This is a genomic window from Streptomyces sp. NPDC048521 (assembly GCF_043199855.1).
Classification (GTDB): domain Bacteria; phylum Actinomycetota; class Actinomycetes; order Streptomycetales; family Streptomycetaceae; genus Streptomyces.
Map to the genome: position 1 here is coordinate 26563 of NZ_JBICWR010000003.1, position 12807 is coordinate 39369.

Here is a 12807-nt window from a genome sequence, read left to right on the forward strand (position 1 = left end):
CGCACGCGCACGTAAGGGGCCTTAGGGAATCCGTAAGGTGCTCACGGATTCCCTAAGGCCCCTGGGACCTGCGGGTTCTCAGCCGGCCGAGGGCAGGCCGAGCAGTGCGTCGGAGTACTTCAGGACGGCCAGGAGCAGGCCGATGACGCCGAGCGAGACGCCCGCCCAGGCGACCGACCTGATCCAGGCGGCCTGCGGGCGGCCGGGCGCGCCGAACGCGGGCCGCGCGAGCACGACCACGCCGGTGATCAGCGCGGCCAGCGCGAACAGACCGGCCCACAGGGCGGTGGTGTGCCAGGAGTCTCCGTAGACCTCCTTGAGCTGCGTGGCGACGCTCGCCGTGGTGGAGGTCCGCAACTGGCCGACGAGTTGCTCGCGGGCGCCGGCGATGGTGCCGATCCAGCCGCCGCTGAGCGAGACGAGGCCGAGCGCGGCGGACACGACGGCACCGGCGCCCTGCCCGACCCCGGACAGAACCTTGCCCTCCGGCTCCGGAACGTCGACGGCCTCCCCTTCGACGGCCTCCCCTTCGACGGCCTCCCCTTCGACGGCCGCCCCGTCAGCGGTCTCCTCAACGGCCGCCTCCTCAGCAGCATCCGGGGCAACCGCCTGCGTGTCCGTGGTCACCGTGTCCGTGGTCTTCCCGTCAGTGGTTTCCGTGTCAGCCGTCTCCAGGTCGGCGGCCGCGTCCCCCGCCGCCTCGGACCTCTTCGTCGCGGGTGCCCGCTCCTCCTCGGCGGCGATGCCCTTCGCCGTCGTGCCGTCGTTGCGCGCCTGGGTCCCGGCCTCGGCGCCTTGCTCTGTCCTCGTTGCCATGCCCGGCACCGTACGGACGCTCTCTGAGAGGTCCCTTAATGATCGTTGTGCGCGGTACGCGCGCGTGCCGCACGCCACTCGGGGGCGAGCACCGCCCAGATCTCGGTGCTGGTGCGCACGCCCCGGTGCGGGTAGTTCTCGCGGAGCAGGCCCTCGCGGGTCATGCCGAGCCGCCGGGCCACGTTGATGCTGGGCTGGTTCGCCGAGGACACGTGCCACTCCACGCGGTGCATGCCCCGTTCCTCGAAGGCCCAGTCGAACAGCACCCGCATGCCCCGCGTGACGAGCCCGCGCCCGGTCGCCGCCGGTTCCAGCCAGCAGCCGGCCTCGCAGACCCCGCTCGGGGTGTCCCAGACGCGGAACAGCAGCCCGCCGACGAGCTTCCCGTCCAGCCAGATCCCGTGCAGGCCGCCGGTGTCGGCGGCGCGCTTGCCGGCGTAGGACGCGAGGTAGGCGCGGGCGGAGTCCAGGTCGGTCACCACGTCCGGCAGGCCGACGTGCCGGCCGATGAACTCGCGTCCCCGGTCGATGTCGGCGAGGAACTCCTCGGCGTGCCAGACCTCCAGGGGCCGCAGTTCGGCGCCGTCGTCACCCAGGGATATCGCGTACATCCTGTCGCTCTTCCTTCCGCAGTTCGTCGACCGAGACCCGGCCGAGCCTCTCATGCGCCGCACGGCACTCGGGCGGCTCGATGCTGATGCGGGGCAGCCGACGCTCCAGCCAGGCGGGCAGCCACCAGTTGGCGGTGCCGAGCAGGTGCATCAGGGCGGGCACGAGCAGGGTGCGCAGCACGAACGCGTCGAGGGCGACGGCGGAGGCCAGTGCGATGCCGAACATGGCGATCACGCGGTCGCCGCTGAGCACGAAGGCGAGGAAGACGGAGATCATGATGACCGCGGCGGAGTTGATCACCCGGCTGGTCTCGGCCAGGCCCACGCGCACGGCCCGCCGGTTGTCGCCGGTCGCCAGCCATTCCTCGTAGATCCGGCTGACCAGGAAGACCTGGTAGTCCATGGAGAGCCCGAAGAGCACCGAGACCATGATCACCGGCAGGAAGGGTTCGATGGGGCCCGCGCGGCCGAGACCGAGCGGTTCGCTGCCCCAGCCCCACTGGAAGACGGCGACGACGATGCCGAACGCGGCGGCGACGGCGGCGATGTTCATCGCGGCGGCCTTGAGCGGGATGCCGAGCGACCGGAAGGCGATGAGCAGCAGGAGGCACCCGAGTCCGATGACCACGCCGACGAACACCGGCAGCTTGTCGATGATCACCTCCGCGAAGTCGTCGTAGCCGGCGGTCACTCCGCCCACCTGGATGTCGAGGGAGGTGCCGGTCTCCGCGCGCGGCAGCACGTCGGTGCGCAGCCGGTCGACGAGTTCGCTGGTGGTCTGCGACTGGGGCGCGGAGCCGGGGACGACGGCGAGGTAGGCGGTGTCGCCGCGGGTGGAGTAGACGACCGGGGTGACGGAGGCGATGCCCCGGGTGGCGCGCAGGGTGGTGTCGAGGTTGTCCAGGGCGAGCTTGTCCTCACCGCCGTCGACACGCGTCACCAGGGTGAGCGGCCCGTTCACGCCGGGGCCGAAGCCCTCGGCGAGCAGGTCGTAGGCCTTGCGGGTGGTGGCGGTGCGGGGGTCGTTGCCCTGGTCGGAGGTGCCGAGGTGGAGGGAGAGGGTCGGCAGGGCGAGCAGCGCGACGACGGCGACGGCGAGCGAGCCGAGCAGTTCGGGGTGCCGTTCGACCAGCGCCGACCAGCGGGCGGCGAAATCGGTGGGCAGCTCCGGGCGCGGCCCGTGCTCGGCCAGTCGGCGCCGCTCGCGGCGGCTGAGGGCTCGTGGCCCGATGTACGACAGCAGGGCGGGCAGCAGGGTCACGGAGGCCGCGACGGTCAGCACGACCGTCAGGGAGGCGGCCACGGCGACCCCGTTGAGGAAGCTCAGACGCAGTATCAGCATGCCGAGCAGGGCGATGCACACCGTCCCGCCCGCGAAGACGACCGCGCGTCCGGTCGTGGCCACCGCGTTCGCGGCGGCCTCGGTGACACTCAGGCCGCGTTTGAGGCCGCGCCGGTGTCTGGTCACTATGAACAGCGCGTAGTCGATGCCGACGCCGAGGCCGATCAGCATGCCGAGCATGGGCGCGAAGTCGGCGACCGTCATGGCGTGTCCGAGCAGCACGATGCCGGCGTGGGCGGTGCCGACGCCGACCAGTGCGGTGGCGATCGGCAGCAGCGAGGCGGCGAGCGAGCCGAAGGCGAGGAACAGCACGACGGCGGCGACGGCCACGCCGACCACCTCGGCGGTGTGCCCGCCCGGTGCCTCGGTGAGCCCGATGGCGCTGCCGCCCAGCTCCACCTGGAGCCCTTCGCCCTCGGCGGCCTTGGCGGTACGCACCACGGCCTGCGCCCGGGACCTGCCGATGTCCTCGGCCTGCCGCGTGAAGGTGAGGGTGGCGTAGGCCGTACGGCCGTCCGCGCTGACGCGGTGGGCGCCCTGGTTGCCGTAGGGGCCGGACACCGAGGCCACGCCGGGCAGTCCGGCGATCCGGCCCAGGGTGCGGGTCATGGTCTGCTCGACGTCGGCGGCGTTGACGGTGCCGTTGGTGGTGTGCCAGACGACGGTGTCGCTGTCACCGCCGAGCCCCGGGAAGGCCTCCTGGAGCAGCTGGGTCGCGCGGCCGGACTCGGTGCCGGGCACCTCGTAGTCGTTCGAGTAGGACGAGCCGGCCACGGCGGCTGCCGCGGTGACCCCGCCGAAGGCGAGAAGCCACAGCAGAACGGCGATCAGCCGGTGCCGGACACACCAACGTGCGAGGACTGCCACGGACGTGCTCCCAGAAGACGATTTTTTGATCTTTGGCCGGGAACAGTCATCCATAAACGGAACTGCCGCAAAGGACGCATGAGAAGACGCAGGCGCGGGGCACGTCAGTCGAACTGGTCGCCCAGCGCCATGACCATCGACCCGGCGATCAGCAGCCACAGGGCCCTGCGGGTACGGCCCTTGGATCCGAGGACCGCGGCGAGGGCACACACGGCGGCACCGAGCGCGTACGCGGCGGGCACGAGCGCCGGGGCGGATTCGGTGAGCCGGAGCAGCGCGGCGGCCAGTCCGGCCAGGCTCAGCAGGCCCCCGGTACCGGCGGCGATCCAGCGGGCCCGCCGGGCGTCCTCGGCGTGTTCGTCCTGTTCAGCTGCCTCGGCTATCTCGGGATCGGTGTCGGAATCGGTGCGTCCGCTCATGGCGGTCGAGCGTATCGCCTCCGGCCGGGAAATCCGGTGCGCGGCGGTGGCCCCGGCTGCTACGCATGGTCGCTTGTGACCGAGAGAACCGGAACGACCGATGAACTGACCAAGCGCCTCACCCACCCGCGCTACCCCCGCAGCAACCGCTACGACGCCCGCTGGACCATCGAGAACCAGATGGGCCCGCACGCGCTGTGGCTGCTGGAGTGGCTGGCGCCCGCGCTCGGGCTCGACGCGCTGCCGCCGCACGCCCGCGTGCTCGACCTCGGCTGCGGCCGCGCGATGACCTCCGTCTTCCTGGCCCGTGAGTACGGCGTCCAGGTCACCGCGGCCGACCTGTGGGTGAAGCCCGACGACAACGCCGTGCGGATCGCGGAGGCGGGTGTCGCCGACCGCGTGCTGCCGGTGTTCGCCGAGGCGCACGACCTGCCCTTCGGGGAGGGCACGTTCGACGCGATCGTGTCGATCGACGCCTACCAGTACTTCGGCACGAACGACCTGTACCTGCCCACGCTGACCCGGCTGCTGAAGCCGGGCGGGCGGATCGGGGTCGTGGTGCCGTCGCTGCGGGAGGAGATCGACGGGGCCGAGCCGCCCGAGCATCTCGGGGCGTACTGGGACCCGGGGTTCTGGGCGTTCCACTCCCCGGCCTGGTGGCGGCGGAACTGGACGCGCAGCAAGGCCGTGACCGTCGAGACGGCCGACTGGCTGCGGGACGGCTGGCGCGACTGGCTGCTGTGGAGCGAGGTGTGCGCCGAGGAGAGCCCGAGCGCGTTCATGGCGGGTCTGGCGCGCCAGTCGGTGGAGCTGCTGACGGCGGATCAGGGGCGGGCCCTGGGGTTCGCACGGGTCGTGGGCCGGCGCACCTGACGGGAACGGCCCCGGAGGCATGCCTCCGGGGCCGTACGCGCGAGTGCGGGCTCAGCCTTCGCCGACGCCCAGCTTCTCCAGGATCAGCTGCTTGACGCGGGCCGCGTCGGCCTGGCCGCGGGTGGCCTTCATGACCGCGCCGACCAGGGCACCGGCCGCGGCCACCTTGCCGCCGCGGATCTTGTCCGCGACGCCCGGGTTGCCGGCGATGGCCTCCTCGACGGCCGCGGTGAGCGCGCCCTCGTCGGAGACGACCTTCAGACCGCGCTTGTCGACGACCTCGTCCGGGGTGCCCTCGCCCGCGAGGACGCCCTCGATGACCTGGCGGGCCAGCTTGTCGTTCAGGTCACCCTTCGCGACCAGCTCGGTGACCCGGGCCACCTGCTGCGGCGTGATCGCCAGCTCGTCCAGCGCCTTGCCGGACTCGTTGGCGCTGCGTGCCAGTTCGCCCATCCACCACTTGCGCGCGGAGGCCGCGTCGGCACCGGCGTCGATCGTGGCGACGATCGGGTCCAGCGCGCCGGCGTTGAGGATCGCCTGCATGTCGGTGGCCGAGATGCCCCACTCGGCCAGCAGCCGGGTGCGACGGGCCAGCGGCAGCTCGGGCAGGGCCGCGCGGATCTCCTCGACCCACTCGCGCGAGGGCGCCACGGGGACGAGGTCGGGCTCCGGGAAGTACCGGTAGTCCTCGGCCTCCTCCTTCACGCGGCCCGAGGTCGTGGACCCGGTGTCCTCGTGGAAGTGGCGGGTCTCCTGGACGATCGTGCCGCCGCCGGAGAGGACGGCCGCGTGCCGCTGGATCTCGAAGCGGGCCGCACGCTCCACCGAGCGCAGGGAGTTGACGTTCTTCGTCTCCGAGCGCGTGCCGAACTTGTCGCCGCCCTTGGGCATCAGTGACAGGTTGACGTCGCAGCGCATCTGGCCCATCTCCATGCGGGCCTCGGACACGCCGAGGGCACGGATGACCTCGCGCAGCTCGCGGACGTACGCCTTCGCGACCTCGGGCGCGCGCTCGCCGGCGCCGACGATCGGCTTGGTGACGATCTCGATGAGCGGGATGCCGGCGCGGTTGTAGTCCAGCAGGGAGTGGGACGCACCGTGGATACGGCCGGTGGCGCCGCCGACGTGGGTCGACTTGCCGGTGTCCTCCTCCATGTGGGCGCGCTCGATCTCCACCCGGAAGGTCTCGCCGTCCTCCAGCTGCACGTCGAGGTAGCCGTTGAAGGCGATCGGCTCGTCGTACTGGGAGGTCTGGAAGTTCTTCGGCATGTCCGGATAGAAGTAGTTCTTCCGGGCGAAGCGGCACCACTCGGCGATCTCGCAGTTGAGCGCGAGACCGATCTTGATCGCGGACTCGACGCCGGTCGCGTTGACGACCGGGAGCGAGCCGGGCAGGCCGAGGCAGGTGGGGCAGGTCTGGGTGTTCGGCTCCGCGCCGAGCGCGGTCGAACAGCCGCAGAACATCTTGGTCTTGGTGCCGAGTTCGACATGGACCTCGAGGCCCATGACGGGGTCGTACGACGCCAGCGCGTCCTCGTACGACACCAGGTCGGTCGTGGTGGTCACGGTGAAACTTCCCTCTCAGCCCAGCAGGACGTCGTCGTCGCCCAGCCGCTTCAGCTCGCGGTAGAGGATGGCGAGGCCGGTGACGATGGCCGCGGCGGACACGGCGGCGTCGATCAGACGCAGCGTGTCGCTCTCGGAGCGGGCCAGCTTGGCCTGCTTGGCGACACTGACCGCGCCGAACGCGGTCGTGGCCATGGACAGGTACAGGCCGGACTTGGACTTCTTGAAGCCCTTGGCCTTGGACAGTGCCTTGCTCACAGCGACGGAGCCTCCTCCAGCAGCGGGTGTCCCCACTTTTCCACGAAGGCGGCCTCGACGGCGGCGCCGACCTTGTACAGCCGGTCGTCCTTCATCGCCGGCGCGATGATCTGCAGGCCCACCGGGAGGTCGTCCTCCGGGGCGAGGCCGCAGGGCAGGGACATGGCCGCGTTGCCCGCCAGGTTGGTCGGGATGGTGCACAGGTCCGCGAGGTACATCGCCATCGGGTCGTCGGCGCGCTCGCCGATCGCGAAGGCGGTGGTCGGGGTCGTCGGCGAGACGATCACGTCGACCTGCTCGAAGGCCTTTTCGAAGTCCCGCGTGATGAGCGTGCGGACCTTCTGGGCGGAGCCGTAGTAGGCGTCGTAGTAACCGCTCGACAGGGCGTACGTGCCGAGCATGATGCGGCGCTTGACCTCGGGGCCGAAGCCGGCCTCACGGGTGAGGGAGGTGACCTCCTCGGCCGAGTGGGTGCCGTCGTCACCGGCCCGCAGGCCGTAGCGCAGGCCGTCGAAGCGGGCGAGGTTGGAGGAGCACTCGGACGGCGCGATCAGGTAGTACGCCGACAGCGCGAGGTCGAAGGACGGGCAGTCCAGCTCGACGATCTCGGCGCCCAGCTCCTTCAGCAGCTGGACGGACTCGTCGAAGCGCTGGATGACGCCGGCCTGGTAGCCCTCGCCGCGGAACTGCTTGACCACGCCGATCCGCATGCCTTGCACGCTGCCGTTGCGGGCGGCCTCGACGACCGGCGGGACCGGGGCGTCGATGGAGGTGGAGTCGAGCGGGTCGTGCCCGGCGATGACCTCGTGCAGCAGGGCCGCGTCCAGGACCGTACGGGCGCAGGGGCCGCCCTGGTCGAGGGAGGACGAGAAGGCGACCATGCCGTAGCGGGACACCGCGCCGTACGTCGGCTTCACGCCGACCGTGCCGGTGACGGCGGCCGGCTGGCGGATGGAGCCGCCGGTGTCGGTGCCGATGGCGAGCGGGGCCTGGAAGGAGGCGAGCGCGGCGGAGGAGCCGCCACCGGAGCCGCCGGGGATCTTGGTCAGGTCCCAGGGGTTGCCGGTCGGGCCGTAGGCGCTGTTCTCCGTGGAGGACCCCATGGCGAACTCGTCCATGTTGGTCTTGCCGAGGATGACGACGTCGGCGTCCTTCAGGCGCTTGGTGAGCGTCGCGTCGTACGGCGGGATCCAGCCCTCGAGGATCTTCGAGCCGACGGTCGTGGGCACGCCCTCGGTGGTGAAGATGTCCTTGAGCGCGAGCGGGACGCCGGCCAGCGGGCCGAGCTTCTCGCCGCGGGCCCGCTTCTCGTCCACGGCACGGGCCTGGGCCAGGGCGCCCTCGCGGTCGACGTGCAGGAAGGCGTGGACCTTCTCGTCGACGGCCTCGATGCGGGCGAGGTGGGCCTCGGTGACCTCGACCGCCGTCAGCTCGCCGGAGGCGATCTTCTCGGCGGTCTCGGCGGCCGTGAGCTTGATGATGTCCGTCATGGGATCAGTCCTCCCCCAGGATCTGCGGCACCTTGAAACGCTGCTGCTCCTGGGCCGGGGCGCCGGAGAGCGCCTGCTCGGGGGTGAGCGAGGGACGGACCTCGTCCGGCCGCATGACGTTCGTCAGCGGCAGCGGGTGCGAGGTCGGCGGTACGTCTTGGTCGGCGACCTCGCTGACGCGGGCGACCGCGCCGATGATGTCGTCCAGCTGGCCTGCGAAGTGGTCGAGTTCTTCGGGCTTCAGCTCCAGACGCGCCAGCCGAGCGAGGTGGGCGACCTCCTCGCGCGTGATGCCAGGCATGCAGCGATCCTCTGGGGTGAGTGTGTGGTGTTTGGGCCCAATCCTATGGGGCGAGGCCCGGTGCCCGTGAAACGGCTGACCTCCGGTCCCTCCTCAGCGGCGCCGCTCGTCCCAGGCCGCGCTCTTCAGGAAGTGGTTGTCGTACAGCTCCTGGACCTCCAGCAGGCTCTCGGGGGTCACCTCTCCGAGGCGGATGCGCTGCAGGTGGCGGAAGTACTCGAAGCGCTCGACGCCCGGCGCGATGACGATCAGGAGGTCGGCCGTGCTGCCGGGGGCGGCGGCGAAGGCGTGCGGCCGGTCCGGCGGGACGATCACCAGGTCGCCGCGCTGGGCGGTGACGATGTCGTCGCCGGACAGCAGCTCGGCCTCGCCGTCGAGCAGGAAGAACATCTCGGCGGAGTTGTGGTGCACATGCGGGCGGGCACCGTCGGCACCCTCCGCGAGCGTGACGCGCACGGTGGACAGAGCGCCCCCGCTGGCACTGCTGTCGGCCAGCAGCTTGACCGAGGTGGGCGCCTGGCCGACCACCTCGGCCTCCGCGTCCCGGACCAGGACGGTGTCGTCGAACTTCGGTACGAACAGCGACATGAATCTTCTCCCCCTGTGAGGCGTCGTCAGACCGCGAAGAGCAGGCCGGCACTGATCAGTACAACGATCGCGGTGGCGAAGTGGATCCCGAACGCCACGGCCTTCGTGCCGCCGTTGCGCAGGACTATCAGGGTGTCGCCGAGCGGGACGAGCGCCACGGCGACCATGAACCACGCCTCGGCCCGGGCACCGGCGAAGGCCAGCAGCGCCAGGCCCAGCAGCCCGAAGGTGCCGTCCCGGAGCCCTTTGACCGACAGGTAGGCGCGGGCGTCGCCGCCGGGGTCCGCCGGGACGCCGTAGCCGGCCGCGGCGGGGCCCGGCTGGAACAGGAACCGGTAGCCGAGGAACACGCAGAACAGGTCGAGCAGGGCGGCGAGGGTGTAGGCGGTGACGGTCATGTGTCTTCTCCCCTGAGATTGCTGCTAGCACTGCTAGGAACAGGAGCGAAGCTAGCAGAGCGATGACAGAAAGGCTAGCGGTGCTAGAATCACGGTCATGTCCATCCAGACGCGCCGGGAGCGCGAACGAGCGGAACGCGAGCGGCTGATCGTGACGGCCGCCCGGGAACTGGCGGAGGCCGAGGGCTGGGACGCGGTGACCACGCGCCGGCTGGCCGCCGAGATCGAGTACAGCCAGCCGGTGCTGTACAGCCACTTCAAGGGCAAGGACGCGATCATGGCGGCGGTCGCGGTGCAGGGGTGCGCCGACCTGGCGGCGGAGCTACGGCAGGCCCGGACCGCGGTACGGGGCACACGGGAGGCACTGGCGGCGGTGGCGCAGACGTACACGTCCTTCGCGCGGCGCCGCCCCGCGCTCTACGACGCGATGTTCACCCACCTGGTGGACCTGCCGTTCGCGACGGAGGAGGCACCGGTGCCGTTGCGGGAGGCCTTCGGCGAACTGCTGGCGGCGGTGGACCCGATCGCCGCCGAGGGTGAGGAACCCGGCCTGCTCACGGAGACGTTCTGGGCGGCCCTGCACGGGCTGGCGACGCTGATGCGCAGCGGACGGCTGCCGCAGGAGGGACATGACCGCCGGATGGCCCTGCTGGTCGGGCATTTCGCCGGGCGCTGACCACCCGCGGCCACGGACCGCGACGGTCCCCGCGGCAAACCGCTCCGGCCGGCGTAAGGCGGGAAGCCGCTCCGGTCGGCGTCAAAGGGGGCGGGCGGCTGGGAGGACTATTCCGCGGCCGGCAGCGCGGCGCGAGGCCGTTGCCACCCGCGCGAACCACGGGCCCGCAGCCACGCCGTCGTCTCCTCGGGCGGCATCGCCGCTGCGACGAGCCACCCCTGCACCGCGTCACAGCCCAGGTCCCGCAGCCGTTCCCACGTCTCGTCGTCCTCGACGCCCTCGGCGACGACGAGGAGGCCCAGCGAATGCGCCAGGTCGACGGTGCAGCGCACGATCTCCGCGTCCTGGGCGTCGACGGCCAGCCGCGCCACGAAGGAGCGGTCGATCTTCAGCTCGCTGACGGGCAGCCGCCGCAGGTGGACCAGGGACGAGTACCCCGTGCCGAAGTCGTCCAGGGACATCTTCACGCCGTGGCCGGTGAGCCCGGCGAGGGTGTCGGCGGCCCGCTGCGGGTCCTCCAGCAGGACGTGTTCCGTTATCTCCAGCTGGAGCGCTCCGGCGGGGACCCCGTGCCGGGCCAGCCGCGCGGCGACCGACCCCGCGAAACCCGGCGTGTGGACGTCGCGCGGGGAGACGTTGACGGCGACCGGGACCCGGAGCCCCTGCGCCCGCCACCGGGCGACCTGCCCGAGCGCGGTCTCCAGCACGTACTCCGTGAGGTGGGGCATCAGCCCGGAGGACTCCGCGATCGCTATGAACTCGTCCGGCGGAACCTTCCCGCGCTCGGGGTGCACCCAGCGGACCAGCGCCTCCAGACCGGCGACCTGCCCGTCGAAGCGGACCTTGGGCTGGTAGTGCAGCTGCACCTCGTGGGCGTCCAGCGCCCGGCGCAGATCGCCCAGCAGACCGAGGCGGTCCGGGGTGTTGGAGTCGCGCTTGGACTCGTACACCTCGACGCCCGTACGGTCCCTCTTCGCCTGGTACATCGCCACGTCCGCCCGCCGCAGCAGCCCTTCGGCGTCCAGGGCGTGGTCGGGGAAGACGGCGACGCCGGCGCTGGCCTCCAGGACGAGGGTGAGCCCGTCGAGGTCGAGCGGGGAGCTGAGCGCGGTGACGAGGCCACGGGCGACCCGGGTGGCGGAGGTGGTGGAGTCGGCGACGGGAAGTAAGACGGCGAACTCGTCGCCGCCGAGGCGCGCGGCCTCCGCTCCGCGGGGCAGGGCGAGCCGCAGCCGGTCGGCTATCTGGAGCAGCAGCCGGTCACCGGCCAGATGACCGAGGGTGTCGTTCACCGACCGGAACCGGTCGAGGTCGATCAGCATGAGGGCGGAACGGGCGCCGATGCGTTCGGCGTCGTCGAGCGCGGTCCAGATCCGGTCCAGCAGCCACTGCCGGTTGGGCAGCCCGGTCAGCGGGTCGCGCAGCTGCTCCTCGGCGCGGGCGCGGGCCATCCACAGGGTGGAGTCGAGGGCTATGAGGGGGATCGCGAACAGCGGCAGCAGGATCGGCTGGGCGTCGGCGACGACGCACAGCAGGGGCGCGATGCCGAGCAGCGCGACGGCGACCAGGCCCTGTCTGACCAGGGCGGTGCGGGCGATGGCGGGCAGTCCGCCGCCGCGCGGGGCGTGCAGGTACCACAGCAGGCCGCGGCTGACGGCGAGGTAGGCGACCGCGACGAGAACGACCTCGGGCGCGGTGGTGACGCTCCAGGCGTCGGGTCGCCAGGGCGCCTCGACGCTCGGCACCCGGCCGAACGCGCCGAGCAGCAGGGCGCCGACGCCGATGCCGAGGATGTCCACCGCGCCGTGCAGCACGCCCTGGCGCCAGCGGTGGCGCCGGGCGATGCCGACGAGGACGACGACGGTGAGGCTGACCATGCCGGCGGGCACCCAGCCGTACAGCAGCAGGACGGCGAGGGTGAGGGCGGCGCCGGAGCCGGTGCCGCCCCACCAGCGGGCGCGGCCCAGCATGACGAGGTGGCCGACGATGATGCCGGTGAGCAGGGCCAGCGACCAGCCGACCGTGCCGCCCGGGAAGAGGGCGTGGTGGCCGGTGTAGGCGCGGTAGAAGCCGGCGCCGAGCACGAATCCGGCGGCGGCCACGACGGCCGCGGGCAGTGCGGGCCAGGACAGGTGCCGTTCGGGGTCGGCGCCGGTGAGGCCGGGGGCGGGCTCGACGGCCAGGGGTATCCGGGTGGGGGGTTCGGTGGCGGTGCCGCGTCCGGCCGGGCGCGGCTGCCTGCCCGTCCGCCCGTGGCCCCGTCCCGTCCACCGGTTCCCGCGCCACGCTCCCGCGCGGCGGCGCAGGCGCAGCCGTGAGTCCGGGGCGACGCTCTCGGTCGGTTCCATTCCCGTCCCTCTCACAGCCGGCGGTGCCCACGCCACGCGGTCCGATGCCCGACAACCATCAGCGGCTCCGCGTCGAAGAAACCTTCCCCGCGCCCTTGTCGGGCACGGGGATGCCCCAACCGCAGCTGGGCACGGCAGGTGCACATCTCAACAGTAGGCCGCAGAAGGCTTCCACGGGCAGCGGTCGTCGACGGTTGCCCGAATGCGCCCGGGCCACCCGTATGCAACTGATATGCGCCGATCGGGTGGCCTTC

At 72.0% G+C, this 12807-nt stretch carries 13 protein-coding genes; 2 read left to right on the forward strand and 11 right to left on the reverse strand.

Going from position 1 to position 12807, the window contains the following annotated elements; genetic code table 11:
- Window positions 1-78: 78 nt before the first annotated feature.
- From ACGFRF_RS07665 to ACGFRF_RS07680, 4 genes are all read right to left on the reverse strand, one after another.
- Entirely contained in the window at window positions 79-816 is a 738-nt protein-coding gene (locus ACGFRF_RS07665) for a hypothetical protein (protein WP_393737712.1), read from the reverse strand.
- A gap of 35 nt (window positions 817-851) precedes the next feature.
- Entirely contained in the window at window positions 852-1427 is a 576-nt protein-coding gene (locus tag ACGFRF_RS07670) for a GNAT family N-acetyltransferase (RefSeq protein ID WP_393737713.1), read from the reverse strand.
- Entirely contained in the window at window positions 1405-3636 is a 2232-nt protein-coding gene (locus ACGFRF_RS07675) for an MMPL family transporter (RefSeq protein ID WP_393737714.1), read from the reverse strand. The genes ACGFRF_RS07670 and ACGFRF_RS07675 overlap by 23 nt, the downstream gene beginning before the upstream one ends.
- Window positions 3637-3740: 104 nt before the next feature.
- The gene (locus ACGFRF_RS07680; RefSeq protein WP_393737715.1) at window positions 3741-4055 is read right to left on the reverse strand and encodes a hypothetical protein; all 315 of its coding nucleotides are present in this window, start codon (window positions 4053-4055) and stop codon (window positions 3741-3743) included.
- A 75-nt stretch (window positions 4056-4130) separates the two neighbouring features.
- On the opposite strand from ACGFRF_RS07680, the gene ACGFRF_RS07685 reads away from it, so the two are divergent.
- Window positions 4131-4928 (forward strand): methyltransferase domain-containing protein, encoded by a 798-nt coding sequence (locus ACGFRF_RS07685; RefSeq protein ID WP_393737716.1) that lies wholly within the window; start codon window positions 4131-4133, stop codon window positions 4926-4928.
- A gap of 51 nt (window positions 4929-4979) precedes the next feature.
- Here the strand turns inward: ACGFRF_RS07685 and gatB are convergent, their stop codons facing one another.
- The 6 genes from gatB to ACGFRF_RS07715 form a co-directional block, all read right to left on the reverse strand.
- Window positions 4980-6494 (reverse strand): Asp-tRNA(Asn)/Glu-tRNA(Gln) amidotransferase subunit GatB, encoded by a 1515-nt coding sequence (gene gatB / locus ACGFRF_RS07690; protein ID WP_393737717.1) that lies wholly within the window; start codon window positions 6492-6494, stop codon window positions 4980-4982.
- Window positions 6495-6509: 15 nt separating this feature from the next.
- Window positions 6510-6752 carry a hypothetical protein gene (locus ACGFRF_RS07695; protein ID WP_128435083.1) on the reverse strand — a complete coding sequence of 81 codons (243 nt, stop codon included), beginning with the start codon at window positions 6750-6752 and terminating at the stop codon, window positions 6510-6512.
- On the reverse strand, window positions 6749-8242 hold the full coding sequence (gene gatA, locus ACGFRF_RS07700; protein WP_393737718.1) for an Asp-tRNA(Asn)/Glu-tRNA(Gln) amidotransferase subunit GatA: 1494 nt from the start codon (window positions 8240-8242) through the stop codon (window positions 6749-6751). The genes ACGFRF_RS07695 and gatA overlap by 4 nt, the downstream gene beginning before the upstream one ends.
- 4 nt (window positions 8243-8246) lie before the next feature.
- The gene (gatC, locus tag ACGFRF_RS07705) at window positions 8247-8543 is read right to left on the reverse strand and encodes an Asp-tRNA(Asn)/Glu-tRNA(Gln) amidotransferase subunit GatC (RefSeq protein ID WP_031117542.1); all 297 of its coding nucleotides are present in this window, start codon (window positions 8541-8543) and stop codon (window positions 8247-8249) included.
- A 93-nt stretch (window positions 8544-8636) separates the two neighbouring features.
- Entirely contained in the window at window positions 8637-9131 is a 495-nt protein-coding gene (locus ACGFRF_RS07710) for a cupin domain-containing protein (protein ID WP_393737719.1), read from the reverse strand.
- Between the two features lie 26 nt (window positions 9132-9157).
- Entirely contained in the window at window positions 9158-9529 is a 372-nt protein-coding gene (locus tag ACGFRF_RS07715; RefSeq protein ID WP_393737720.1) for a DUF4267 domain-containing protein, read from the reverse strand.
- Window positions 9530-9626: 97 nt separating this feature from the next.
- Between ACGFRF_RS07715 and ACGFRF_RS07720 the strand changes: the two genes are divergently transcribed.
- Window positions 9627-10205, forward strand: a complete 579-nt coding sequence (locus tag ACGFRF_RS07720; protein WP_393737721.1) for a TetR/AcrR family transcriptional regulator — start codon at window positions 9627-9629, stop codon at window positions 10203-10205.
- A gap of 107 nt (window positions 10206-10312) precedes the next feature.
- On the opposite strand, the gene ACGFRF_RS07725 is transcribed toward ACGFRF_RS07720, so the two are convergent.
- Window positions 10313-12553, reverse strand: a complete 2241-nt coding sequence (locus ACGFRF_RS07725; RefSeq protein WP_393737722.1) for a putative bifunctional diguanylate cyclase/phosphodiesterase — start codon at window positions 12551-12553, stop codon at window positions 10313-10315.
- Window positions 12554-12807: the final 254 nt, after the last annotated feature.

Excerpts from the sequence above, each read along its gene's own strand:
- gatC (WP_031117542.1), bottom strand. The coding sequence starts at position 8,543 with ATGCCTGGCATCACGCGCGAGGAGGTCGCCCACCTCGCTCGGCTGGCG.
- gatA (WP_393737718.1), bottom strand. The coding sequence starts at position 8,242 with ATGACGGACATCATCAAGCTCACGGCCGCCGAGACCGCCGAGAAGATC.
- ACGFRF_RS07665 (WP_393737712.1), bottom strand. The coding sequence starts at position 816 with ATGGCAACGAGGACAGAGCAAGGCGCCGAGGCCGGGACCCAGGCGCGC.
- ACGFRF_RS07670 (WP_393737713.1), bottom strand. The coding sequence starts at position 1,427 with ATGTACGCGATATCCCTGGGTGACGACGGCGCCGAACTGCGGCCCCTG.
- ACGFRF_RS07715 (WP_393737720.1), bottom strand. The coding sequence starts at position 9,529 with ATGACCGTCACCGCCTACACCCTCGCCGCCCTGCTCGACCTGTTCTGC.
- ACGFRF_RS07725 (WP_393737722.1), bottom strand. The coding sequence starts at position 12,553 with ATGGAACCGACCGAGAGCGTCGCCCCGGACTCACGGCTGCGCCTGCGC.
- ACGFRF_RS07680 (WP_393737715.1), bottom strand. The coding sequence starts at position 4,055 with ATGAGCGGACGCACCGATTCCGACACCGATCCCGAGATAGCCGAGGCA.
- ACGFRF_RS07720 (WP_393737721.1), top strand. The coding sequence starts at position 9,627 with ATGTCCATCCAGACGCGCCGGGAGCGCGAACGAGCGGAACGCGAGCGG.
- ACGFRF_RS07710 (WP_393737719.1), bottom strand. The coding sequence starts at position 9,131 with ATGTCGCTGTTCGTACCGAAGTTCGACGACACCGTCCTGGTCCGGGAC.